Genomic DNA, 23,932 nt, shown 5'->3' on the forward strand with positions numbered 1-23,932 from the left:
GAGTCAGATTCATACTGCCCATCTCGCTACCCCCTTAGAGTTCAAGTTCTTTTTGACCAGGATCGCCAGACGATGGCCGCCGGAGCCGCCGCGCATGCGCGGTGCGCTTGACATCGGGACGTTCCAGATCAACCACTTTGATCATCCACGGCGCGCCTTTGCACAGCTGCTGCGCAGGCAAGCTCTGTTCTTCGATCAGACGGCGAACCGTCGAAGGGCTGACTTTCAACGCAGTTGCAGCTTCGTCCAAAGTGGCCTCTCCACGCTCGGCGCGCTCGCCCTCTTGGTAGGCCGCGATGGCGTGTTGGTTGCGCAGGCTGCGAACGCGGACACGGGTCCAACTGTTGCCCCGCCCCGTCGACTTGCGGGCGCGGTTGAGAACCGCGGCGATCGTGCTGTCGGGCATCTGACGCGCGAGGACACGAACGAGATCGACCACATCTGCTGCGGTGCTCCAGCGGTGCTCGCCGGTGCGGTTCTTCCTCACTTGCAATGCCGTGTGATCGCCGCCATGCCAGTGGACAACCAAGTCCAGCATCTCGTCGCGGATGCGCACGACGATCTCATGGATCAAGCTTCGGATGATCCTCTTGCGCGTCGCAGCTGTTGCACCCGGACTTTCCCAAGCTCGCTCGAGATCGGCACCAAGCGCAAGCAGCCGATCGCGATCGGTATCACTCAGCGTCGTCTCCGGCGTCGCCAACAACGCCTCGCGCTCGCCCTCAAGCTCGTGGACAGCGAGCAGGCGTTCGTTCCAGCGCCGCTCCAGCTCGCCGGCAACAAGGCGATTGTCCGGATCGACAGTCTCGTATCGCCGACGAGCGCGAGTTGTCTCGTAGCGTGCCTGCTCCAGAGCCAAATCGAGCTGACGTAGCTTGTCGGCGTGTTCACGCCCGCGCGCCTCTATGGCCGCCAGCCCTGCCTGGACACCCAGCGGCTGCACCCGCGCGATGACCTCCGCGCTGATCGCGCGATCCACGCGCAAACCGCCGAATGAGATGCACGGATCTCCGCCATGGTTGATCTGGCTACCGCGGCAATAATAGCGCCCGACAGTGCTGTGCGTGCCGCTGTAGCCAACGTGAAGTTTGCGGCCGCAGTGACCGCAACGAAGGAGCCCTGCAAGAAGGCCTTCGCCGCGGCGGACCGAACCACGACTCATGAAGCTTTTTCCGTTGGCGTTGTCGGTGATCAGGCGCTGATTCCTCTCAAACTCCGCCCAGGTAATGTAGCCCTCGTGGTGGTCTTTGATCAAAACCTCCCAGTCGCGCTGCTCACGGCGGAGGCCACGCACGATCCTCTTGCGGCCGCCCTCGATCGTCACCCGACTACCCGAGCGACCGAAGGCGTAGGCGCCAGCATAGATGGGATTCGTCAGGATGTGGTGGATCGTATTGTAGACGGGCAGCTTCCACTCGACGTGCCGGCCCTCGGCGCCATTGCTGACTGCGGGCAAAGCGATGGACTCCTGCCGCAACCAAAAGTGCACCTGGCGTAGCGTTTGCATCTCGGTAAACTTGGCGAACACAAGCGCCAGCGCTTCCTGGATGCGCCGATCAGGATCCTTCTCAATGCGATCGTGAGAGACCTTGAGGTAGCCGATGGCGACATTCAAAAAGAGCTCGCCCCTGCGTGCCTTCTGCTTCAGGGCCTCGAGTGAGCGCTGACGGAAGATCGACAGCTCCATCTCGCTCATCGTGCCCTTCATGCCGAGCAGAAGGCGGTCATTGGGGTGGCGCGGATCATACACACCATCTTCATCAACGATGAGGGTGGCGACCAGCCCGCAGAACTCCAAGAGCGTGTGCCAATCCCTGCCGTTGCGGGCGAGCCGAGATGCCTCGATTGAGACTACGGCACCAACTCGCCCCTCGCAAATGGCGGCGAGCAACTTCTCGAATCCGGGACGGGCGGTGCCGCCACCAGAGCGGCCGAGATCATCGTCGATCACAACGACTTCGCTCCAGCCCAGCTGCCGCGCCCGGTCGGCCAAGCCGTACTGACGCCGCTGGCTCTCTTTGTTGTGGATAACCTGATCGGCCGTCGACTGACGAATGTAGACCACGGCCTGGCGAGCAAGGTGCACGGACGTGATCTTACTCACCGCCGTTCTCCCCGCCGACGTCGTGTACCTCGGTCGCGCTGTCGGTGAGCGCTTCGGTCAGAAGCTCCTTTAGGAGCTCCAGCATCTGTTGGTGAGCCTCGATTGGAATGCTGCCGTATGTTGGAGGACTCTCGAACAGATCCCCCTGGCGATGTGATGCCGCCACCATGACCGCCTCCTTGTGAATGGGACGATTCCCGAATGGAGGAGGCTAAGAGCGCGTCGACAAGAATGCGCGCCTCCAGTAGGCGATTCACCGGAAGCCTTGGATCAGCTTTGAGTCGGAAGGAAGCGGCGGCGGGAGCCGTCATCCATGCCGGCAGCAACGTTAACGTGCCGTCAGGCTGTCTGATGACAAAATGCGCTTCGCCCCCAAGCTGCTTGCGGGCGACAACGGCCACCAAGGCTCCGCAGCGTGGGTGGAACGGGTAGAGGATTTCAATCTCAGATCCCAGACGCCCGGCATTATGACGCTGGTCCGCCCGGTGGCGGCAAGAGTCACTTGGCGGCAGCCATCGGCTTGGCCCTCATCGAGAACGGATCGCGCGTCCTCTTCACCCGCACCACCGATCTCGTGCAGAAGCTCCAGGTGGCTCGCCGCGAGCTCAACCTCGAGGGTGCCATCAACCGCCTCGACCGCTTCGATCTCGTTATCCTTGACGATCTTGCCTATGTCACCAAGGATCAGGGCGAGACCAGTGTGCTGTTCGAGCTCATCAGCGCACGCTACGAGCGACGCTCCTTGCTGATCACCGCCAATCAGCCCTTTGGAGAATGGAACAACGTCTTTCCGGACCCAGCTATGACCCTCGCGGCGATCGATCGCCTTGTTCACCACGCCACCATCGTCGAGATGAACGTCGAGAGCTATCGCAGGCGGACTGCCCTCGAGCGAAAGCGTGGTCCAGGGCGGCCACCGGAGCACGCGACACAAAAAACGCTCGCTTGATTGACGCTCCGCGACAATCAAAGCAAACAAAACTCTTGCGCGCGGCGATCATCATCGCGCCGCGACACTGACTCGCCATCCTGATCGCCGCGCTCTTCCGACCCAGATCGTCGCGCTATATCGACATCGAGCCGATCGATCGCCGAGGCGACATCAGTTCCATGGCGATCGCGGTGCTCAGTGAATCGGAACACGCGCGTTGGCGGGCGCTGTCGCCTTGCGCGCAACGCTCATCGCTGTTGCGAACGTGCTGAAGGCCTCCGGCATCGGCCTGTCCATCAGCCCTCGCCGTTGCGAGATCGAGTGGCCGCACACCCAAGTCCCTCGAACGGCCAGGCGATGCCGGAATGGACCCTCGAAGAGTTGGAACCCGATTCCACCTTTGTGGGTGCATGGGCCGCGCAGGCGCCATTGCCTGCGCGGCACTCCATGCGGTTTTCAACCAGGCATTGGAAGAAAGCGCATAACAGTCGCTGGGACCACCAAGGCGATTGGTCCGGCAAGGCGACGACAAGGACTTGAGCAGCAGCATCGAAGCCTCTGACGTTCGATGCGATAACCTGCCGGCAGGCAACGTGCAGGTGGGCTCGGCGTGGTCAGCCGTTCGCAAAGGTACGCATCCTTTGTCCACGCAGCGGCCAAGAAGGAGACGGTTTCCGTCGGCCTGAAACTACGCCAACGACATTTGGGTTTCGCAGCCATGCGCTGACCACAAACTGTAGCAGGCCTCTCGTTCCGGGCGAGTATGGCATCGATTTTCATTTGGCTCATGGAAGAGGAACACTTTCCACAGAAAGACGGTTCTCTTGGTCAGATTTAAGGTTTGCCAGACCACCCTTGCCGTTCTTACGACGACAACGGGTCCTCGTGTAGCCCTCTTTAGAGGCAGGGCTCCATAAAGTGTCATCCGGCTTGCAATATTGGCTCTTACGCAGGTTTGGTGCAGCGTCGACTAGGCGGCGCCAAAGTTCAGTCCCGTTTCGACAGCCGGTCGCACACTGATCATCGAGCCATGGCAAATTCAAGTCCAACGAACTTTGCCGGGTCCGAAAGACATCGTTGCGGTCGCCGCGGACTACCTGCCGTACGAGCTTCCTGCTATGGCCGGTCTGGCGTACCAGCTACTCGATAGGTATGCCATTCTTCGACAGAGTCAGGATGGCTGCATTAGTCTCCTCGCGGCGCAGATAGCCCTCATACTGGAGGCGCTCGGCGGCTGTGAGCAGCTTGGGATCGATCGTGGTCGCGCCGATGACGGCGCGCATCTGACGCATCGATTTTCGGACGGCATCAAGGAAGGCTCGGCCGGCGTTCTCCATAAGATGCCAACGATCCGCGACCCGTACCGCGTACGGCAAGGCCTTTGCTGCGGCTTCGCCATAGGCGACGAACGCGCGAAAGGATCGCCGGCCGCGCCTCTACGCTGATCCGCTTCTTGTTCATCACTCTCGATCGCCTCCTCTTGAGGTTGTGAGCCGAGCGCAATTCTCGGCTCGTGTGGAAGAGGTTCATCGAGAAACTGCTCAATCACCTCTTGGGCAGGTTCGCCCCGGCGTCGCGAGAATCTACCAGCGCCACACGTTATCTGGAAGAGATGCGTACTCCCGTTGCAGCGTGGGAGCTGTAGGTTGGCAGGTTTCAGCGACAGTGCTGGGACATGGCAGTGAAAAGCGTGGTGGCGTAGTGGGTCACAGAAACTCACCTAGCGCCTTGTGCCCTGCCGCACACCCGTTCCGACGCCTCCCACAGCGCCGTCATCGTGTCCTTGACCGTTCGCGCCATATCTACGCTTGCGCTCTTGCGGTGTCTCGACCTTGCCCGGCCCAACTGTCTCGCGTGGCCGAAGCGCACGTACCGTATGCTTGGGATGCCACCCCGTAACGGCGCACAGCTCGTCCAGGCTCCGTCCCTTCTCGATCCGCCCGCTCGACCGATAACGCTCGGCCAGCGCTGATGTGATCTCGCGCTTTGCGCGCACGCTGATCTTCCCTGCCATAAGGACCAGTGGGCTGAGTATCAAGCGATGGCAGTGCTATTCCCAGAGGAAGCCCGAGATGAATTCTTTGCCCTGAATGCAGCCGGGAAAATCACGCTTGACGAGATTTCATCCCGTCTTGTTCTTCCCAAGGATAAGATCGCATTCGTTATGACTACGGCGTGGCCTAAGCTGCTGGACCTGCTCAAGAGCATTGACTAAATGCCGCCAGCAAAGAGGCTGATCCTGGCGGTTGCCCGCTAATTTGTGTCGCGCGGTCGGACAGGGCGCCAAGTGCGCGACATCAGCGGATCATTTCGATCATCGTGTATGGCCACAAGCTCGCCAGTCTTTAGGCCAAGGCCCTTCAAATGCGCTTCGCGGAGTTCGGAATTCACGATCGTTGCTTCACCGCCGCTGGCCGCCAATGAAGCTTTCACAGCTTCCGCCTGATTAGCCATTGCGACGGCATAGGTCACATATCGAACCTTGCCGTCTTTGACTACGCCGACCGAAATCATCCATCCTGCTGCCATCTCAGTTTCTGGCCTATGAAAAGAGCTTCTGTTTTCGAGGCGGCGGCCCAGTCGCCATAAGCTCCGCAATCGCGGCCAGTACAGCGCCGGTTTCGATCTTTCCCTCCGACCATCCCCTGAGCGCTGCTATAGCGTTCTTCAAAGCCTCTTCACGTGTCATGCCATGATCTCCACGGCTACGAAAAAGACGTGCGGGCGGGAACCACCCGCACGAAGTTTGCTACGCCAAGCTTGACTGTCTGGGGTTGCGTGAGGATAGAACAGCCAAACCGTAAGCCTCTCAGCAACTCGCGTGCCAGATGGTCACTATGCAATGCAAAGATAAGCGGTGAGTAATCGACACAGCACAGCGGGGCTAGGGGCCGAAACGACGAAAAAGCGTGCGGGCGGCTGCTGACGGCCACCGCCCGCACGCCGTCGCGCCGCGAACAGGCTTGGCCCTCACGAGGATCATTCATAAGCGAACCAAGCCATACCTGGCTCAGCAACCCACGTGCCAGACGGTCACATTGCGCAGAGAAGCAGACGGGGCACTTTCATACCTTGTGCAGACTGACTGCTCGCGCGAGCGGCGGCTTCCGGACCCCAACGTCATGAACCGGACACGGCTGAATGAGATCAGACGTGCCGCATTAGTGACGACGAGGGCGCGAGATGATCGGGCCGATCGCGTCCTCGTGTACAATGACAAGCTCGCTGGGCTTCACGCCAAGTCTTAGTAACTGCTCCTCTTCGATCGGGCAGTTGAGCATTGCGGCCTTTGCGCCGCAGTCTGCTAAGGTCATCCTCACCGCTTCCGCCGGATCGGCGACGGCAACCACGTAAGTTATATGCCTGAAAGCTTCGTCGTCGTCGACTTCTTCCTTGAAGACAGCGACTGTCACTATCCAACCATCCATTTTGTTGCGCTCCCTGGCGTCAACTATGAGCTGCCGAGCCCTGCAAATCCGGAGCCGCCAAACACCCGTGAGACGGGGCTGAACGCGAAGGTCGGCGGCGCCCGTAGCATTCCGGGAACTCTTTCTCCGCGCCGCTCGCTGGGCTATCCGAGGCGATGGGCCTGGAGCGTGATGACGTCGACCTCGACGCCGGCGTGCTGACGGTCCGGCTGACCAAGTTCGGCAAGTCGCGGCTCGTGCCATTGCATCCGACGACGCGAACCGCGTTGCGCGACTACGCTCACCGGCGCGACGCGATGCTCGGATCACGCTGCGGCTCGACCTTCTTCGTTGCCGAACAGGGAGGCCGCTTGCTGCACCAGTACGTTCATCGCGTCTTCTGGCGATTGTCCCGAGAGATCGGACTGCGGCGCCCAGGTGATCGTACCGGGCCACGCGTGCACGACTTCCGTCATCGCTTCGCCATCCAGACGCTGTTCGACTGGTATCGCGAAGGCAAGGACGTCGAGCAGCAACTCCCAGTGCTCTCCACTTACCTCGGCCACGCCTGCGTGCGTGATACCTACTGGTATCTCTCGGCCTGCCACCGAGTTGATGGAAGAAGCGGCGCGGCGTCTCGATCGGCGGTGGGAGGTGACGCCATGAAGCCTGCCTGCAATGTCGCCACGTTGATCGAGCGCTTCTTCACCGAGCGCCTCATGCGCCAGCGCAATGTTAGCGCCAACACGATCGCCTCCTACAGGGACACGTTCCGGCTGCTGTTCTTGTTCGCACAGGTGCAGCTGCGGAAGCCCCCATCGGCCTTGGCGCTCACCGATTTGGACGCAACGTTCATCGGCGCGTTCCTAACCGATCTCGAGGTAAAGCGCGGCGCCAGCGCGAAGACGCGTAACCTGCGTCTGACCGCCATCGTGGCGCTTGCTCGGTATGGCGAGCACGCGCTGGATCAGCGCACTGTGTGCCGGCTCGTCAAAGGACACGAACCTGAAGAAGGATCGGAACCTCGGGTCTGGCGCACACGTACGATGCGTCGGTAAAGGGCGGAAGGAGTGGACCGGATAAGCGACAGCTGCACTTCCTAACGCGCCCCGAGATCGAGGCGGTTCTCGCAGCGCCCGATCGAACGACGTGGCTTGGCCGCCGTGATCACACCTTGCTGCTGGTCGCGGCCCGGACGGGCTTACGCCTCTCCGAGCTGACTAGCCTTGACCGGGATGCTGTCCCACGTTGGGGAACAACGCTGTTGCTCCTTTCCACGGTTCCTTGAGCCATGCCTGGAGCGCACGCCGAGCGAGTGTGGTCAGCGGAGTGCGCATGGGGGGCCGGCTCAGTGCCGACAGCGTCCAGTCCCTGCTGGGAAAGCATGTTCGTGTCGCTCACAAGAGTTGCCCGTCTTTGAAGCCAAGAGCGTGTCACCGCACGTGCTGAGGCACAGCGCAGCGATGCTGCAAGCCGGCGTCGACTGCTCCGTGATCGCGCTGTGGCTCGGTCATGAATCGGTCGAGACGACGCAGACATACCTGCACGCCAACCTCGCCCTCAAGGAAGCTGCCCTGGCGAAGCTCAAGCCGTACGAGCGCGGCAAGCGAACTCGCTTCCAGCCGAACGACCGCCTACTCGCCTTCCTCGAGACGCTCTGAACGATCAGACTATGCCGAATGGAATGGGGCTGCCTGCACGCGATCGACGGTGCCAGCGCGACAACGGCGTGCCATACTAAATCCGTTTGGCATAGTTCGGCGGGCGGGATAAACAGCCAAGATGAACGACGTTGATCCGCAAGCCTGGCTCGCTGACGTGCTGGCCAAGCTTCCAGATCACCCCGTCAGCAGAGTCGCAGACCTGCTCCCGTGGAATTGGAAGGAGACCCAACAGTCCAAAGCTGCTGCTGCCTGAGCGCCGCGGCAGACCGGTGCGCCTACCCAGGGTGCTGGCCGGATGCATACGACGGCCTCGCTGTTTGCTAACGGTTGATCCGCGATGCGCACTACAGTGATCTCGAGCGCGAACCTGCGTGGTCTTCGTCCCTTTCTCGGGTTAAGCAGATTTGGTTTTGAGTAAACGGCCCCGGAAGAACCTGTCGTCCTTGCCATTGCTCGACAAGAGAATCAGATAGGAATACGTCATCGTTCGGAATGTGATCGAATACCGCGGCCATGCTGTTCTACCAGACGCGCCGTGCCTCACCATCCAGGACGTAGAGGGGGCGGTGTTGCTTATCGAGCGTGAAGCGCTACCGGGACGTACCGGCCCTCCGCCGGAACCGGCAGACCCGTTCTTCCCGCCGAATTGCCAGCGGATCTGATGCGGAATATCCCTCAGCATTTGTTCTGCGGCCCTGGAGACTTCTCTTGCATCTTCGCTCCCGGTGGCTGCGACGAACCAGATATCCTCCCTCGTCAACCTCAATTTGCCTCAGATGTTTCGGCGCTGACCAGACACGACACTTCCGCGCAACTTCATGCCCGATGTGATCATCGTTCAGCTAGTCATCTCCAGTCGGTGCTTGGATTCAATTGCGACCAGAGTGGCCCATCAGCTTCGACTGGATACGAGCTAGCGCGTCACTGAGCCTCGCCGCTTCGTTAAAGCGTGTCTCCGAATATGGCGGGCGGGCGGATGGATCGTGCAAGAGGGCCTCCGCTGTATTCGAGAGCCGGCGGAGCGGCGTCCTCAGCCACTGCGCCGCACAAAAGAGTAGTGCTAGTGTGGCAATGGCACAAACACCGAAACTACTCCAAAATGATCGGATTAAATTACGGGTGGTCGCAAGCGCCTCGTCGGTACTCTGCCGAACCAGAAGAGACCAACCGAAGCTTGGAAGGTTTGCGAAGCCGACCGTCGGAACGATTACTGCGAAGTAGTCCCTGCCGTCAGGCCAGCGCTCGCGTAGAGACGCGGTCGTCACGCGACTAGCCGCAAGCGCGGAGCCGATGTTGAGCGGCTTGTTGATGAGATCGGGCGGGCCAAACAGGACGGTTCGATCACCCGAAAGCAGCAGCACGTCAATGCCGGGCACTTGTAACGAGTCCATGCCTTCTGCGACCCATTTCCAGTCAAGGTGCGCGCCGATGACCCCGGCAACGGAGCCGGCGTGGCGCAACGGTGCTGCCAGGTCGATAAAGCGATAGGGCTCACGAGATGCAGGCAACTGGGTGGCCAGCAGTTGAGCGGCATGCACATCGATAGCCGCCGGCGAGACAAGGCCCCGCTTAAACCAGGGTCGCTGTGCAACGCTTACTCCTTCGAGCATGCCGTCTTTAGCCGCGAGAATGGTCCCTTCGAGATCCGCGACGCCGAGCCAAGTGTAGCGTCGATCAAGGCGGCTCAAGAAGTCGATGTGTTCTCGCGCACTCTTAAGATCTGCCGGGTCAATGAGCTCAGCGGACCGAGCTACATCCATCCAAACTCCATAGAGCCGGCGGGCCAACAGCGCGGAACTCATTTCGCCGCGAATCCTTAGCGCGTCGAATTGCAGCTGCTCTCCCCGTTGCTGTAGCAAGGCCGTGTAGATCGTTGCGGTCACCACGGCAGGCACCAATATGAGCAAGGCGCCTCCACAGAACACCAAGGAGAGTAAGCTCGGTCTTTTCGGCATCTCACGCTCCTCAACTCGTTAGAGCTCGCGCCAACTCGCGGATCATTTGCAAGATGTTCCCTCGATCGGCCCCTGGCATGGCCGATTCGGTATGAAGCTTCTTGATAATTTTCGCCCTTTGCTCAGGAGTTGGAGAGAACTTGATTCGATAGCCATCACGAGTAGTCGCAGCAACATGCGCGTCCACTCCGCCAATCCCGGGCAGGTCGAGCTTCCCTTCTGCTCCGGCGGAAAGCCCGGATGGACCGCTGATTCGAGCGCCCCCTCGGCCCAGATTGAGAAGCCATCCGCGGTGTTTCTCACCTTGGATCACCAACGTGATGGGTTCTGGGATCTGCCGCTGAGGTCGATCGTATCGCGGTCGTTCGATGCACACCACGACTGCCACGAACAGCACCAGTATGTTGTAAAGTGTCCAGAACATCACGATAGCCGTGCCGTCGCCCGCTGTTGGGGCCGTATTGAAGACGAAATCGGAGTTCAACGGCACGATCAGGCCGCCGATCGTCAGTGCGAGCAGGAGTAGAAACGGTCGCATCAACGCCCATTGGACAACGACCTTGGCACGGTCGCCGCCTTTGGCCGTCACCGAGAATTTATGCGATCCGCTGGTCAGAAGCCCGAGAGCAGCTGCCCGGCTGATGGGCCAGGCCGCGATCAGTTGAGCCGTATCGTTGAGAAGCGGGACAAACAACCCTTTTGAAAGCCAGTTCAGGGACACCAGAACCATTAGGTAATAGGGTACATAATAACTGATAATTTCCACCAGCGACGCGTTCACGATGGTGATACCGAACCACCAGTACAACAGGGGGCAAATCAAGCTGGCAAGCCTGAAGGGAAAGGTGCTGAGCCAGTAGAGCAATGAATCGAGGATACCGATTCGATGCATCAGCCCAAGGCCTCGCATGCCAAAGGGGCTGTATGAGCCGCGGACAATCTGCATCAGGCCAAGGCACCACCGTCCACGCTGAGTAATATACTCTTTCAATCCTTCGGGAGCCAAACCTTCAGTCAATGGCTCGTTAAGGTACGCAGTTTGCCAGCCGTTCTCCGCAAGCTTAAGGGTGAGCAGGAAATCCTCGGTTACGCTTTGTGTTGGAATCCAGCCAATCTGCTCGACGGCCCGGACCCGCATTACGGATGATGTCCCACAGCAGATGGCAATCCCCCAAGCGTCCCGCGCTGGCTCGACGTTGTCAAAGAAATGACGTTGTTCATCCGGATATGCGGTGCTTATTCCCAGGTTATGTTGGATCGGATCAGGATTGAAGAAGTGCTGCGGGGTTTGCACGAGCGCGACGTCTGGCTCGTGAAACAACGCTAGTGTCCGCTCGATGAAGTCCGCATGGGGAACGAAATCTGCGTCAAGTACAGCGACAAAGACCGGGGGGGCTGGATCGCGGGCGCGCACGCGAAGTGCGTGGTTGATGTTCCCCGCTTTAGCGTGCTCCTTATCCGAGCGTGCGAGATATCCGATTTCGTACAGCTCGCAAAGTTGCCTCACCCAATTCCTGGCGCCGTCGTCGAGAATAAAAATCCGAAGCCGTGGATAGCGGATTTCGGTCGCGCCAATGATCGTGCGCTCGAGCACTTCCGACGGCTCGTTGTAAGTCGTGATGAAAACATCGACGCGCGGCGCTTCTCCAGGCAGCCACCATTCGGAGTACTGGTTTGCTTCTGCCGACCGCTCTTTCACCCGCGACAGTATGAAAAACGCGATGGTAGAGGAAAGCATCGTCAGAGCTTCGAGTATGGCGAATCCCCAACTGAACAGCGCGTCCGCAGTCCAGTCGAGCGGTGCCAGTGTTTCGGTGAAGCGCCAAGCCATATAACGCCAAGACAGTACGGTAGCCGTCCCCAGGAGAAGAGCGCGCCAATACCACTTCATCGGATTAAGCAACGGAAAGACGGTAAGGCGAAGCCCAACTATGAAGGCGGCGCCTGCGAAGGCAGCAACGAGTGGCGACAGCAGAAGCATCAGAGTCCGTACCGCGTGATAAAGCGACGGAATTGTGCGATTGGGCCGGCTGTGAAGATAACGCGTCCGGTACGTCCAATCGCGCAGCTGAGATCTGCCTCTCCTGCAAGGTCTGGAACAGTCACGGTGACATCAAAGCGCTGGAGATGTTGTGCACTTGGACCCACAGCAAGATTGGTGTAAAGCGAGGCCGCACCGGATCCGCCAAGGCGAGTTATGGTTCCATTGAAAACACGGTCATCGCGAAACAACCGAAATTGCACGGCCGTTCCCACCGAGAGACCGTCGTAGAGAGATTCGCTGACGCCCGCAGTGACGATCAGTGTACTGCAGTCGACGATCTTGATGAGATCCTGGCCGCGCCGCGCGTATTGGCCATCGTCTATTAGTATGTCCCAGACTAGGCCAACGACGCTGGCATTAAGAGTAGCGAAGCTCAAGCTATTGACACGAAGACGCTCGGCATCGATTTGCCCGTCGAGCAGCACAATACGTGCCTTCACCTGCTCCTTGTCGACATTCAGCTCGGCCAGCCGCTGCTCGAGCTCGCGGATACGTTGGGCCGAGGAGGGAGCGTCGTTATAGGACTCCCCGATGAAGACGCCGTCGCGAGCGGACGTAAGTTCCGTCTCTAAATAATTCACTCGCTGCTGCGCACTCTCCAGTTCTTGCTGCGCGACGTCGTAAGTTGCGCGAGCGCGATCCAAATTCGCCACCGTCTGTACACCACGCGTGCTTAGCTCATTTGCCCGCTTGAATTCTGCGTCCGCTTGACGAAGGCGCGCGGCCGCAGCGTCTTGAGCTGCTTTCGTTTCGGCAATTCGAGCCTCAATCTGCCGAACCCTGCCGCGCTGGTAATCAGTTGATTGAACATCGAAGCGAGACCGGGATGCGGACAAGGCCTCTCGCTGGCCAACGAGACGGTTTAGCTCGATCTGCTGGTTCGTGCGATCGCGATCAAGCTCAAGAAGCCTCGCGGTATCGAAGCGTTGGTCGTTCAATTCTGCTATAAGCTCGCCGGGACTAATGCGCGCGCCGATGCTCTTTACGGCAAGCGTCACTTTTCCTTCGATCGGGGCCCGAACGATGTAGAGTCGAGCATTGAGTGTAGCATCCGCCGATGTTCCGGCGAAGTGCTCGCCGATAATAACGTACAATCCAACTGCCAACAGGGCCAAGCCGACGATTGCACGTACGAGCCTCATAAGAACATTCCAACTTCATTTATGATGGGAAGGTCGCGAAGCGTATTCCCCATCCGGGATAAGCAGATACTGAGCCTACGGTCGAATTGTTCTCCCCTAAGCGACCCTCCGCCCTGCTTTGGATTGCCAAGTCTGATGCCGCTCGGATGCGAGTGTTAGCGGCTCAGGCGTTCATTGATCAGACTAACAGGCTGGTAAAGAATAGCTTTGTGATCTCAGCGATAGGAGGATCCGTATCGTCAGAAGTGACAATGGTCATAAATTCGTGCCTGCAATTCCAGCAGCGCCAGAGATCTTGGACCTCCCGCGCACCAATGCGTTCATGCCACTCGCGGTGGACCAACGCAGAGCCACATTGAGGACAGTTTTTGTGACGTGCTATTGAGACCGACTCCATGTGGCAGCCCGTGTCGTTGTGCCAAACGGCATTGCCGAAGAAGCATTATTGTGGCCGCCGCTTCGTGGGCGGCTGCGGTGGACGGACTTCTCTGTTCAAACCCTGTGCCAACTGCGACAGCTTGATCAGTAAAGGATATTTTTCAACGAAGTGTACCAGACCGACTGCATGTCAGAAATCGGACAATCTATGTTACGTTCTAACGCAAGGTCGCAAATCAGGCTAAGTCTCGTTTTGGAAGCCTTGGGTGAATCGTTCGGCGTTGAGTAATGCGGGCTGGGAGGTGTCGCTGATCATAAACGGCCTGATCAGAACGTCTCCACCAGACCGGACAACCGGATGCTCGTGGAAGTGCGCTTTGGATCGTGTGCGCTCGGCACTCCCTGGCGCAATCAGGAGTCGTTAGGAGACCAGAACGGTCGTAACCGGTATGAGCTCCCACGTCCGCGGTGATCAGCGAGCGCGGGCGTAGCGGATCGGCATCCAGTATTGCCGCAATGCCTCGACCGCCGCCGGAATATCGGCGTGGGCGTTACGCAGAAAGTTCTTGGTCTCGCGGCCGCTTCGTGGTGGTCCAAGCAGCGGACGGCCCTGATCGTCGCGACAATGTAGCAGGATGGGCAGAAGTAGACCGTGGTTGACGTTTCCGGCGTCGAGCAACGGCGCCCAGGCCGATAGCTTGAGCCGCATCGCGGCATAGAAGCCTTGGCACCAGGGTCGCGGATCAACGTCTCGACTCGGTTTGCGCCGGTGCATCGGCGCGAACCGGTCGGGTGCGGTCGAGAGGGTGTTGCTGATGTCGTTGTGGCGCAGAGCGACGGCCGGTATGGCTGCGAACTCCGGGGTGCCGCCGTGGTTGAATGCATCGGCATCGATGGCGAGCAGCGGGCAGATCCAGTCGAGTGGGCTCATCGACACCGGTCCGGCCACGATTGCGGCGACGTAGCCGTCGAGCATGGGGAGACTAGAGTGAGAACTCATTAATTGTTCTGCTCCGACAATACGATACTGATTCTCTTTTGGGGAAGGATTGGGATCGTGAGTAGGAGTTTGTTTTGGCTGAGCGACGAGCAGTGGCAGCGGATCGAACCTCACTTGCCAACCGATGTGCGCGGTGTCGAGCGGCAGGACGATCGCCGCATTATCAGCGGCATTATACATGTGCTGAAAAGCGGCTGCCGCTGGTCCGATTGCCCCGAAGCCTACGGGCCTCCGACAACGATCTACAATCGCTTCGCCCGGTGGGCGCGGCGCGGCATATGGGAAAGCCTGTTCCGCACGCTTGCCGGCAACGGTCGATCGATAGACACGCAGATGATCGACTCCACGCACGTCAAAGCGCATCGCTCAGCAGCGGGCGGAAAAGGGGGGAGCAGAAGCAGGCTGTTGGCCGCTCGCGCGGAGGGCGCAACACGAAGATACACGCACTTGCAGATGCTAAGGGACGCCTGATCGCGATTTTGTTGACCGGAGGTGAAGCGCACGACTGTCCGGTCGCAGAACGCCTGATCCGCAGGGTCAAGCCTCCGAAACGGATGCTCGGCGACAAGGCCTATGACAGCGCCGAATTGCGCGAGGAGCTGGATGCGCGCGGAACCAAGCCGGTCATTCCAAACCGCAGCAATCGCAAACAACCCTACAGCTTCTCAAAGCGCCTCTACAAACTGCGCTGGCGCATCGAGAGTGCATTCAACCGGCTGAAGGACTTCAGGCGTATCGCGACCCGTTATGACAGGCTGGCGCGAAACTATCTCGCCTCCGTCTGCCTCACCGCAGCTCTTGTATGGTGGATCTAATGAGTCTGGACCCTAGCATTACAGTTGCATTTTCTTGAGGGTTCTGAATCCATGGGTGACCATGATTCGGGATCTGATGATTGGTGGTGCGTCGGTTGAGAATACGCTGGCGCTGTGGGCTTCATCGTTGCGAGATGCCAAGCAACGCATCCGTCCGCTGTTTACGCAGGAACGGGTCGCGGCCTCGGCGTGGCAGTTTCTCGACGGACTGTTGGGCAACGAGCCGCGCAAGACGGGTTGGATGCGGGCGGAAGCGGCCGGCGATCCAGGCCCGTGGCGCCAGCAGGCGATCCTGGGTCGGGGGCGGTGGGATGCCGACGCACTACGCGACATTGTGCGTGAGTACGCGCTGGAAGCGCTTGGCGATGAGGACGCGGTCCTGGTCATCGATGAGACCGGCTTTTTGAAGCAGGGCAAGGCCTCGTGCGGGGTCGCACGCCAGTACACTGGCTCGGCGGGCAAGATCACCAATTGCCAGATCGGAGTGTTCGCCTCCTATGTGTCGCGGCATGGCCATGCCTTCATCGACCGGGCGCTCTACCTGCCAAAGGAATGGACGGACGAATCCGCTCGCCTGAAGGCAGCGCATGTACCAACCGATGTGAGCTTTGCGACGAAGCCCAAGATCGCGCGTCGAATGATCGCTCGCGCGATCGCCGCAAAGGTGCCGTTCTCGTTCGTGGCGGCGGACAGCGTGTATGGCACCGGAGAGATCGAAACCCTGCTGCGCAAGGCGGGCAAGGGCTATGTTCTGGGTGTTGCTTCCAATCATGTGTTCCGTTCTTGGGGCAAGCAGCAGCCTGTCGCCGGCACTGCCTCCGCGATCGCGCAGAGCCTTCCCAAGAAGGACTGGCATCGCCTGTCGTCCGGCGAAGGGACCAAAGGTCCGCGCTGGCACGACTGGACCTATCTTGAGCTGGCCGATCTCGACGCTGGAGAATACAACGACGACCTTGCCGGGGAATGGACGCGGGGTCTTCTGATCCGCCGCAACATTGCCGACGGCAGCTTGGCCTTCTTCTCCACATGGTGCCCCAAGGGCACGTCCATGCAGAAGCTGGTGTCGGTGGAAGGCCATCGCTGGGCTATCGAGGACAGCTTCGAAACCGCTAAGAACGAGCTCGGCCTTGATCACAACGAAACCCGCTCCTGGCAAGGCTGGCATCGCCATGTCTCGCTCGTCATGCTTGCCTTCGCCATGATGGCCGTCATCCGTCATCGGGCCAACACCGGGCCATTGCTCAAAAAAACGCGACAGCGGCCTCGACCGTAGCATCGTTCTTGATCCGCTGGTCAATCCAGGAAATCCGGCGCATCGCCATGAAGCTAACCCAGCGGCGCATCCCCCACGCCCACATCCTCGCATGGTCGTCCTGGCGTAGGGCTCATCAGGCCAACGCGCGCAAAGCCCATCTCAGCAAAAAATTGCAACTGTAATGCTAGTGGCGGCAGGATACTGATCGACGCGAGCCTGCAGCCAGCGCTCGAGCTCCGCAAGTGGCATCGCGGCGGCGGCCATCGATGACGATGCTTGTTTATGGCGACGTCCCCTCACGCGGCGGCCTGTGCGGTGCGCTGGCGCGCAGCCTTCCAGTTCCAGGCGAGCAGCTCGTGCAGCTGATGGCTTTTGGTTCGCCCGGACACGATGCGCTCCAGCACGTCTGTCAGGTAGGCTTGCGGATCGAGTTCATGGAGCTTTGCCGTGTTCACGATCGACGCCAGGATCGCCCAGCTCTCGGCGCCGCCTTCGCTGCCACTGAACAACGAGTTGCGCCTTCCCATGGCAATCGGGCGCATGGAACGCTCGACTGTGTTGGAGTCGACCTCGATGCGGCCGTCGCGGAGAAACAGTGTCAGTCCGTGCCAGTGATTGAGCGCATAGTTGATCGCTTCTGCCAGCTTCGACTGGGAGAACAGCTGGCCGACCATCTCGGTCAGTCGCGCCTTGAGCGCCGCCATCAACGGAGCGGTCCTGGTGCGGCGGGCGGCGAGCCGCTGCTCGGCACTGCTGCCACGGATCTCTGCTTCGACGGCATAGACCGCCTGCAGGCGCTCGATCACCTCGCGCGCGAACGGCGACTGCGTCGTTTTGAACACCTCGACGAATTTGCGGCGGGCATGGGCGAGACAAAAGGCGAGCTGGATTGCGCCGCCGTGACCGCGGGCGAGCGCCTTGTAGGCGGCATACCCATCCACCTGCAGAATGCCGGAAAAGCCGGTCAATTGTCCAGCGATCTTCTCGGTGCCACGGCTGTCGGCGAACACGTAGGCTACCGCCGGCGGCGAGGGCCCACCCCAGGGACGGTCATCCATGGCATGCGCCCAGAACTGGCAGATGCGGGGGCGATGTCGTCCGGGGTCGAGCACCGGCATCGGCGTCTCGTCGCAGAACACGCGCGGCGCGGCCTGAATCATCCGCAGCTGCAGCTCATAAAGGCTCTTGAGCCACCAGGCGGCACGCTTGACCCAGCCAGCGAGTGTCGCGCGGTCAAGATGGATGCCCTGGCCGGCCAGGATCTGCACCTGCCGGTATAGCGGCAAATACCAGGCGAACTTCGAGACCACCACGTGAGTCACGAGGGCCGTCGACGCCATGCCGCCCTCAATCAGGCGCGGCAACACCTTCGCCTGGACCACGCCATCGGTGCAGCTGCGGCAGCCGTATTTGGGACGGACCGTCCGCAGCACCCGCAGGATCGCCGGGATCACGTCCAGCACCTCGCTGACGTCCTCGCCGATCTTGTGAAACTGGCCCTGGCAGCATGGGCACGCGGTCACCTCCGGCTCCAGCACCTGCTCACAGCGCGGCAGGTGTTTTGGCAGCGCACCGATGTTGCGGCGCGCTCTCTTGCGTGGTCTGTCGGGCGACTTTGCCGCAGGCGCATCGTCGTTGGCCGGTGCAGGCCGTGTGGCGTCGGTTTGAAGATCATCCAGCTCGAGCGCCAGTTGCTCGTCCACGAGCGCCGTAAGCCTCTCCGAACGCTTCCCGAAGATCATCTCCCTGAGTGTCTGCATGGCCACACGCAGCTTCTCGTTCTCGGCATCAAGCGCGAGCACCATCTCGGTCAGAGACGCCGGATCGGTCGGGAGAGCGTCGGGACGAATCGCCATGATCAGACGATACATGTGCACGCTCCACGCTCCAATCCTCCTCTTACCCAACAACGGCCGGCTGCTTCACAGGCTTGGGTGAGACGCGCGGCACTGCTGCCACGGATCTCCACTTCGATAGCATAAACTGCCTGCAGGCGTTCGATCACCTCGCGAGCGAACGGTGACTGGGTCGTCTTGTACACCTCGACAAATTTGCGGCGGGCATGGGCGAGACAAAGCGCCAACGCCTGAGCAGTGCTTCGACGCGACGCCAACGACGTCAACTCAGCGCGTTCCACCTCATCCAGCTCCAGCGGAGCAAAGCGTCGACCCATGGCCAATTCTCCCCAAAATCTGGAGAATCCGCTATCATCGAGTCAATTTGGAGTCCGTCGAACTTCTGATTCAGGACACGACTAGGTGTTTAGTCCCAGGCTTTGATGGTGCAATCTTGTCGCACGATTCGAAGGATGCGCTATGGGACAAGTTTTACACGGCTGCGCCACCACGACGGAGGCAGTCCGTCGAGCAATACAAAATAGTCAAGAGAGCCTGAGAGCACTCGCCAAGCGCTACGGGATCAATCAGAAGACTGTCGCGAAGTGGAAGCAGCCGCGACACCGTCGCCGATCGTTCGACCGGCCCCAAGGAAGCCAACTCGACAGTCCTTTCCATTGAGGAGGAGGCGATCATCGTCGCTTTCCGTCGGCACACGCTATTGCCGCTCGACGATTGCCTCTATGCGCTCCAGCCGACCATTCCGCATCTAACGCGATCATCCCTGCATCGCTGTCTCCAGCGCCATGGCATCAGCCGATTGCCGGAGGTCGAAGGCAGCAAGCCTCCGAAGAAAACGTTCAAGGCTTATCCGATCGGTCATTTCCACATCGACATTGCTGAGCTCCAGACCGCCGAAGGGCAAGCTCTACCTCTACGTCGCCATCGATCGCACCAGCAAGTTCGCCTTCGTGCAACTGGCCAGGAAGACGGGAAGGACCTCCGCCTCGGCCTTCCTCGAAGCTCTGATCGCGGCTGTCCCCTACAAGATCCACACGGTTCTCACCGACAATGGGATCCAGTTCACTTTCCCACCGCGCTACGCCGACGGCGCGACGGCAAGATACGTGACACACATGTTCGATATGCGCTGCCAAGAGAATGGTATCGAACATCGGCTGACCAAGATCAAGCATCCCTGGACCAATGGGCAGGTCGAGCGCATGAACCGCACGATCACGGAAGCGACCGTCCAGCGCTACCATTACGATCGACACGATCAGCTCGAAGCACACTTTGCCGACTTCGTAAACGCCTACAACTACGCTCGGCGGCTGAAGACCCTGAAGGGCCTCACGCCCTACGAATACATCTGCAAAGCCTGGACAAAAGAGCCCGAACGATTCACCCTCAATCCGCTCCCGCAAATGCCGGGACTAAACACATCACACCCAAGGCAGCCTCCCCAAAAGCAGCCTTGAATCTGATTTGCTCCCAAAAGGGAATCCTTAGAGTCCACACTACCTAGTGCCTCTATTACGCGAATCCAGAAAGAACGTGATCGCGAACGTCCACCTGGTCCGACAACGTCGGGTCGGCTGATTTGAGTCAGATCAAGGCAGAACCTCAGGTCAGCAATATTCTCTATCACGTAGCGATGCGACCGCAAGATAGCGGCGGACTGGTGCCGTTCTTGCACCGAATTACGAGATTGCAGGGAGATCACTCATGATAGAGCTGCGCAATCGAGTTGTTCAAGTCAGCAGCTTCGGTGATCCGAAGAGGCTGGAGGTGATCGACGCTCCCCTGCCGACAGCTGGTCGGGGAGAGCTGCGGGTCCGTGTAATCGCGTCGAGCCTCAATTACACCGAGGTGTTGATCAGGCGCCACCTATACCCGCAAACGATGCGCCTCCGCCCGCCGTTCGTAATGGATTACGACGTCGTCGGGATAATCGATCAGCTCGGTGAAGACGTGCACGATTTTCAGATTGGCGACCGCGTGGCCGATATGACTGTGGTCGGGTCAAACGCCGATTATCGTACGCTTCGGGCGAACGACGTGGCCCGCGTTGTTCGCCGTCAGGACCTGTGAGGCAAATTGGTTGCCTAACAAGCGCTTTCACAGCCGAACCATGTCCTTTTCGGTGGGAACTTTCAAGCCACCTTTGAAACACATGCTGAGTGCGTCGCGTTCGCAAAGGGCGTTGAGGCGGCAGCTGATGCGGAATGGGACTTGCTCGAGCTGTTGATGCCAAGGCTGAGCAAGGTCGGGCAACCGCGCACGACCTGGATGCGATCGGTATGGGATGCGATCCAGTACATTGCGACGACGGGATGCCAATGGACGCTACTGCCGAAGGATTTTCCTCCCTTCACGACGGTGCAGTACTATTTTTGTGGCCTGCGCGACAGCGGGGCGTTGGCCTTGATCAATGAAGCCCTGGTTGGAATCGTCGGGAGCCGCAACCAACGGCGGCGATCATCGACAGTCGATCGATCAAGACAACCGAGAGCGGAGGGCACGGCGGCTTTGATGCGGGCAAAAAGATCAAAGGTCGCAAGCGCCACATCGTCACCGATACACAAGGACATTTGCTGAGCGCCATCGTGCACCCGGGCAATGTTCAGGATCGGTTTGCCGGGTGCGATGTAGTGCCAGGGCCAAAGACCTGAGCGTGCGCCCCCCCCAATTGACTCGCCAACATGCGCATGAGCGAACTACCGAGGCCGTCTACGATGCTATCGCTCCGATCCTCGGCACCGTCTCACCGGCCGAATGTGCCTATTACTTTCGCCAACGCCGGATATGGCCAAACGAAAGTCATCACGCTCTAGTTGGTGATAAACCGGAGTTGCATCCGATGCAAAGACCGCCACGGGATATCGCCCCGAGCGATCAGACCTTGACGCCTTATGACCGGGAGCACGCCGTCACCTACATGCGCATGCTGGAAGTGGACGCAGAGTGCGCAGACTGGCGAGTGGTAGCGGAGATCGTATTGCGCATCAATCCTAAACGCGAGCCGCAGCGCGCCCGCCGAGCCTATGAGACGTATCTTGCCCGAGCCAAGTGGATGACTAGAGTGAGAACTCATTAATTGTTCTGCTCCGACAATACGATACTGATTCTCTTTTGGGGAAGGATTGGGATCGTGAGTAGGAGTTTGTTTTGGCTGAGCGACGAGCAGTGGCAGCGGATCGAACCTCACTTGCCAACCGATGTGCGCGGTGTCGAGCGGCAGGACGATCGCCGCATTATCAGCGGCATTATACATGTGCTGAAAAGCGGCTGCCGCTGGTCCGATTGCCCCGAAGCCTACGGGCCTCCGACAACGATCTACAATCGCTTCGCCCGGTGGGCGCGGCGCGGCATATGGGAAAGCCTGTTCCGCACGCTTGCCGGCAACGGTCGATCGATAGACACGCAGATGATCGACTCCACGCACGTCAAAGCGCATCGCTCAGCAGCGGGCGGAAAAGGGGGGAGCAGAAGCAGGCTGTTGGCCGCTCGCGCGGAGGGCGCAACACGAAGATACACGCACTTGCAGATGCTAAGGGACGCCTGATCGCGATTTTGTTGACCGGAGGTGAAGCGCACGACTGTCCGGTCGCAGAACGCCTGATCCGCAGGGTCAAGCCTCCGAAACGGATGCTCGGCGACAAGGCCTATGACAGCGCCGAATTGCGCGAGGAGCTGGATGCGCGCGGAACCAAGCCGGTCATTCCAAACCGCAGCAATCGCAAACAACCCTACAGCTTCTCAAAGCGCCTCTACAAACTGCGCTGGCGCATCGAGAGTGCATTCAACCGGCTGAAGGACTTCAGGCGTATCGCGACCCGTTATGACAGGCTGGCGCGAAACTATCTCGCCTCCGTCTGCCTCACCGCAGCTCTTGTATGGTGGATCTAATGAGTCTGGACCCTAATCAAGGCTACCGGCACATCTTGCGTGACGGCGGGCCGGCCATCGTGGATAACTAACGCCTTCAGGCATCCACGTTCTTTAGGGCCGTAATTGCTTTGTTGAGCGCGTTCGAGGCTTGCTTGAGGCCGTCCACGTATTCGGCCGTGACAACGGCCTCGGAGGCGCCGGCCGCATGGACGCGGACTTGGCGGCCTCCAAGGCCTGCCCAAAGCTGATCAATGTTCGCTCGTTCTCGCTCCAACTCCTCGATGATCGAACCGTGTTTTGTCATCCCGCTTCCTTGCTCTTCAGGTTTGACTGTTGTACTCGGGGCCTCCGTTAAACTCGACAAACCGGCGTGTTCGCTCGTCGTATCGCCAACACGCTCGGGTGGTGTGGCCGCTTGTGAACGTGCCGCGATACCGAATGATGACCCAGAAGAACAGATGCATGTCGCCGAAATCGGGACGGTCACCTTCGTAGTCGTCAAGCTCCACATCATTCCACGCAAGCCCCTCATCCAGATCGTTGCGGGGCTCGCCAGGCACGAGGACAGCAGAGGTCGCAAGGGGATGGTTGTGGTCGTAGTTGACCGGAGCTGGCGGCTCTGCGTGCACGCTCAGGCTTACTTGCATAGCTTCGATGACGGCAGGGAGCTTCCCATAGTTTGCGACCGAGTAGGTGACGGACAACCTCACACCCTCGGTCCCGTTTTCCCAATCCTCCCAGCGTACGATTTTGAGAGAGCTCACATTGAAGACGAAGACATAAGGGCGCTCGATCTTGTTGAGGGTGTCTTCGGCAACACGAGCTTGCCGAGTAGCCGCCTCAGATGCGACCTTGGCGTCATCCAAACTGAGCTTGATCAAACGAAGCTGATAGAAGAAGAGTGCCGCTTGGACTGTCGCCACAACGAATTGCACCGAAGTGAAAAAGCCACTTGCATCCTTGGTGAACCAACTGAGCAAGGGTTCGCCTGCTCTCGCAGACGGCATGAAGGCCATTCCCACGGCGAAAGCGGCGACCGTGAGCAAGCAACCTATGACAACCTCGGGCACTCGGAACTTCATGCTCGCTCGTCTGTTGAGAGGTGCCATTGCGTCCGTACCCGTAACGCAATCTAAGGATGCTGCACCAAATGGTGGTTCAATTGAACAGCTGGCTTCCAGCCCGATCCCTATTGGGATTTGGTCGCGGGAGGACGGAGCTTCTCCTCGCGATGCGTCAACGAGATACTCCGCAGGTTGAGCGCGTGCTAACGTCTAATGGCTTCGCCGTGAAGTTGGCACCTATGCAGACAAGTAGGTGTAGGGCTTGGGTTGCCGTGTCAGGGTGCGGAACGCTGCGCGCCGGCTTGTGCTGGTGTGCCGCGTCTCGGAGTGCACGCTCCGTCAAGTGCTGGAGCGGTGTAGTGCGTGGCGACCTTCCGTACATCGCATGCGTCATTTTGATGGGACTAGCCTCGCTCGCCATCGCAGCGGTCGTAATATTCATGC

Annotated in this window: 15 protein-coding genes and 9 pseudogenes; 11 read left to right on the forward strand and 13 right to left on the reverse strand. The window is 59.6% G+C overall.

Going from position 1 to position 23,932, the window contains the following annotated elements; genetic code table 11:
• Positions 1-34: 34 nt before the first annotated feature.
• Both XI02_RS39645 and XI02_RS39650 read right to left on the reverse strand, forming a co-directional pair.
• Positions 35-2,104, reverse strand: a complete 2,070-nt coding sequence (locus XI02_RS39645) for a recombinase family protein (protein WP_028344307.1) — start codon at positions 2,102-2,104, stop codon at positions 35-37.
• Positions 2,097-2,273 (reverse strand): hypothetical protein, encoded by a 177-nt coding sequence (locus tag XI02_RS39650; RefSeq protein WP_155258785.1) that lies wholly within the window; start codon positions 2,271-2,273, stop codon positions 2,097-2,099. Before XI02_RS39650 ends, XI02_RS39645 begins: the two co-directional genes overlap by 8 nt.
• A 306-nt stretch (positions 2,274-2,579) precedes the next feature.
• On the opposite strand from XI02_RS39650, the pseudogene istB reads away from it, so the two are divergent.
• A pseudogene (gene istB / locus XI02_RS39655) lies at positions 2,580-3,053 on the forward strand (IS21-like element ISBj11 family helper ATPase IstB); the annotation flags it as partial.
• 953 nt (positions 3,054-4,006) lie between these two features.
• On the opposite strand, the pseudogene XI02_RS39660 reads toward istB, so the two are convergent.
• Positions 4,007-4,435 (reverse strand): annotated as a pseudogene (locus XI02_RS39660) (ISL3 family transposase); the annotation flags it as partial.
• Between the two features lie 641 nt (positions 4,436-5,076).
• On the opposite strand from XI02_RS39660, the gene XI02_RS39665 reads away from it, so the two are divergent.
• Entirely contained in the window at positions 5,077-5,250 is a 174-nt protein-coding gene (locus XI02_RS39665) for a hypothetical protein (RefSeq protein ID WP_155258786.1), read from the forward strand.
• Between the two features lie 38 nt (positions 5,251-5,288).
• Here the strand turns inward: XI02_RS39665 and XI02_RS39670 are convergent, their stop codons facing one another.
• Positions 5,289-5,564 carry a hypothetical protein gene (locus XI02_RS39670; protein WP_125459452.1) on the reverse strand — a complete coding sequence of 92 codons (276 nt, stop codon included), beginning with the start codon at positions 5,562-5,564 and terminating at the stop codon, positions 5,289-5,291.
• Positions 5,565-6,196: 632 nt separating this feature from the next.
• Positions 6,197-6,448 (reverse strand): hypothetical protein, encoded by a 252-nt coding sequence (locus XI02_RS39675; RefSeq protein ID WP_244980949.1) that lies wholly within the window; start codon positions 6,446-6,448, stop codon positions 6,197-6,199.
• A gap of 170 nt (positions 6,449-6,618) precedes the next feature.
• Here XI02_RS39675 and XI02_RS46560 point away from each other — a divergent pair.
• The 3 pseudogenes from XI02_RS46560 to XI02_RS39695 form a co-directional block, all read left to right on the forward strand.
• A pseudogene (locus XI02_RS46560) lies at positions 6,619-6,978 on the forward strand (tyrosine-type recombinase/integrase); the annotation flags it as partial.
• 126 nt (positions 6,979-7,104) lie between these two features.
• Positions 7,105-8,103, forward strand: a pseudogene (locus tag XI02_RS46565) (tyrosine-type recombinase/integrase).
• Positions 8,104-8,215: 112 nt separating this feature from the next.
• Positions 8,216-8,359 (forward strand): annotated as a pseudogene (locus tag XI02_RS39695) (transposase domain-containing protein); the annotation flags it as partial.
• Between the two features lie 616 nt (positions 8,360-8,975).
• On the opposite strand, the gene XI02_RS39700 reads toward XI02_RS39695, so the two are convergent.
• The 4 genes from XI02_RS39700 to XI02_RS39715 all read right to left on the reverse strand — a co-directional run bounded on the left by XI02_RS39700 (position 8,976) and on the right by XI02_RS39715 (position 14,805).
• Complete coding sequence (locus XI02_RS39700) at positions 8,976-10,013, reverse strand: cache domain-containing protein (RefSeq protein ID WP_038387930.1); 1,038 nt, start codon at positions 10,011-10,013, stop codon at positions 8,976-8,978.
• A 58-nt stretch (positions 10,014-10,071) separates the two neighbouring features.
• Entirely contained in the window at positions 10,072-12,042 is a 1,971-nt protein-coding gene (locus XI02_RS39705; protein ID WP_028344310.1) for a glycosyltransferase, read from the reverse strand.
• Entirely contained in the window at positions 12,042-13,247 is a 1,206-nt protein-coding gene (locus tag XI02_RS39710; protein ID WP_051448141.1) for an HlyD family secretion protein, read from the reverse strand. Before XI02_RS39710 ends, XI02_RS39705 begins: the two co-directional genes overlap by 1 nt.
• 850 nt (positions 13,248-14,097) lie before the next feature.
• Entirely contained in the window at positions 14,098-14,805 is a 708-nt protein-coding gene (locus tag XI02_RS39715) for a YecA family protein (protein WP_244980947.1), read from the reverse strand.
• On the opposite strand from XI02_RS39715, the pseudogene XI02_RS39720 reads away from it, so the two are divergent.
• Positions 14,752-15,440: pseudogene (locus XI02_RS39720) on the forward strand (IS5 family transposase). The gene XI02_RS39715 and the pseudogene XI02_RS39720 overlap by 54 nt on opposite strands.
• A gap of 61 nt (positions 15,441-15,501) precedes the next feature.
• Entirely contained in the window at positions 15,502-16,713 is a 1,212-nt protein-coding gene (locus tag XI02_RS39725; RefSeq protein ID WP_080687004.1) for an IS701 family transposase, read from the forward strand.
• 278 nt (positions 16,714-16,991) lie between these two features.
• Here XI02_RS39725 and XI02_RS39730 read toward each other — a convergent pair whose 3' ends face one another.
• Entirely contained in the window at positions 16,992-18,551 is a 1,560-nt protein-coding gene (locus tag XI02_RS39730) for an IS66 family transposase (protein WP_028344449.1), read from the reverse strand.
• Positions 18,552-18,553: 2 nt separating this feature from the next.
• Positions 18,554-18,868: a transposase gene (locus tag XI02_RS45795; RefSeq protein ID WP_080687005.1), complete on the reverse strand. Its 315-nt coding sequence runs from the start codon at positions 18,866-18,868 to the stop codon at positions 18,554-18,556.
• A gap of 142 nt (positions 18,869-19,010) precedes the next feature.
• On the opposite strand from XI02_RS45795, the pseudogene XI02_RS39740 reads away from it, so the two are divergent.
• The 4 genes and pseudogenes from XI02_RS39740 (at position 19,011) to XI02_RS39755 (ending at position 22,442) form a co-directional block, all read left to right on the forward strand.
• A pseudogene (locus tag XI02_RS39740) lies at positions 19,011-20,011 on the forward strand (IS481 family transposase).
• Between the two features lie 247 nt (positions 20,012-20,258).
• Positions 20,259-20,624, forward strand: a complete 366-nt coding sequence (locus XI02_RS39745; RefSeq protein WP_028344450.1) for an alcohol dehydrogenase catalytic domain-containing protein — start codon at positions 20,259-20,261, stop codon at positions 20,622-20,624.
• 126 nt (positions 20,625-20,750) lie between these two features.
• Positions 20,751-21,166 (forward strand): annotated as a pseudogene (locus XI02_RS39750) (transposase); the annotation flags it as partial.
• 587 nt (positions 21,167-21,753) lie between these two features.
• Positions 21,754-22,442: pseudogene (locus XI02_RS39755) on the forward strand (IS5 family transposase).
• A 76-nt stretch (positions 22,443-22,518) separates the two neighbouring features.
• Here XI02_RS39755 and XI02_RS39760 read toward each other — a convergent pair.
• Together XI02_RS39760 and XI02_RS39765 are read right to left on the reverse strand one after the other, a co-directional pair.
• Positions 22,519-22,728: a hypothetical protein gene (locus XI02_RS39760; protein WP_129964758.1), complete on the reverse strand. Its 210-nt coding sequence runs from the start codon at positions 22,726-22,728 to the stop codon at positions 22,519-22,521.
• Between the two features lie 16 nt (positions 22,729-22,744).
• Positions 22,745-23,506 carry a hypothetical protein gene (locus XI02_RS39765; RefSeq protein ID WP_129964759.1) on the reverse strand — a complete coding sequence of 254 codons (762 nt, stop codon included), beginning with the start codon at positions 23,504-23,506 and terminating at the stop codon, positions 22,745-22,747.
• Positions 23,507-23,932: the final 426 nt, after the last annotated feature.

Source organism: Bradyrhizobium sp. CCBAU 21365 (assembly GCF_015291305.1).
Taxonomy (GTDB): Bacteria; Pseudomonadota; Alphaproteobacteria; order Rhizobiales; family Xanthobacteraceae; genus Bradyrhizobium; species Bradyrhizobium elkanii.

Coding starts and splice junctions, on each gene's coding strand:
- XI02_RS39650 (WP_155258785.1), bottom strand. CDS start 2,273: ATGGTGGCGGCATCACATCGCCAGGGGGATCTGTTCGAGAGTCCTCCA.
- XI02_RS39665 (WP_155258786.1), top strand. CDS start 5,077: ATGGCAGTGCTATTCCCAGAGGAAGCCCGAGATGAATTCTTTGCCCTG.
- XI02_RS39670 (WP_125459452.1), bottom strand. CDS start 5,564: ATGGCAGCAGGATGGATGATTTCGGTCGGCGTAGTCAAAGACGGCAAG.
- XI02_RS39705 (WP_028344310.1), bottom strand. CDS start 12,042: ATGCTTCTGCTGTCGCCACTCGTTGCTGCCTTCGCAGGCGCCGCCTTC.
- XI02_RS39710 (WP_051448141.1), bottom strand. CDS start 13,247: ATGAGGCTCGTACGTGCAATCGTCGGCTTGGCCCTGTTGGCAGTTGGA.
- XI02_RS39715 (WP_244980947.1), bottom strand. CDS start 14,805: ATGTATAATGCCGCTGATAATGCGGCGATCGTCCTGCCGCTCGACACC.
- XI02_RS39725 (WP_080687004.1), top strand. CDS start 15,502: ATGATTCGGGATCTGATGATTGGTGGTGCGTCGGTTGAGAATACGCTG.
- XI02_RS39730 (WP_028344449.1), bottom strand. CDS start 18,551: ATGGCGATTCGTCCCGACGCTCTCCCGACCGATCCGGCGTCTCTGACC.
- XI02_RS45795 (WP_080687005.1), bottom strand. CDS start 18,868: ATGGGTCGACGCTTTGCTCCGCTGGAGCTGGATGAGGTGGAACGCGCT.
- XI02_RS39745 (WP_028344450.1), top strand. CDS start 20,259: ATGATAGAGCTGCGCAATCGAGTTGTTCAAGTCAGCAGCTTCGGTGAT.
- XI02_RS39760 (WP_129964758.1), bottom strand. CDS start 22,728: ATGACAAAACACGGTTCGATCATCGAGGAGTTGGAGCGAGAACGAGCG.
- XI02_RS39765 (WP_129964759.1), bottom strand. CDS start 23,506: ATGAAGTTCCGAGTGCCCGAGGTTGTCATAGGTTGCTTGCTCACGGTC.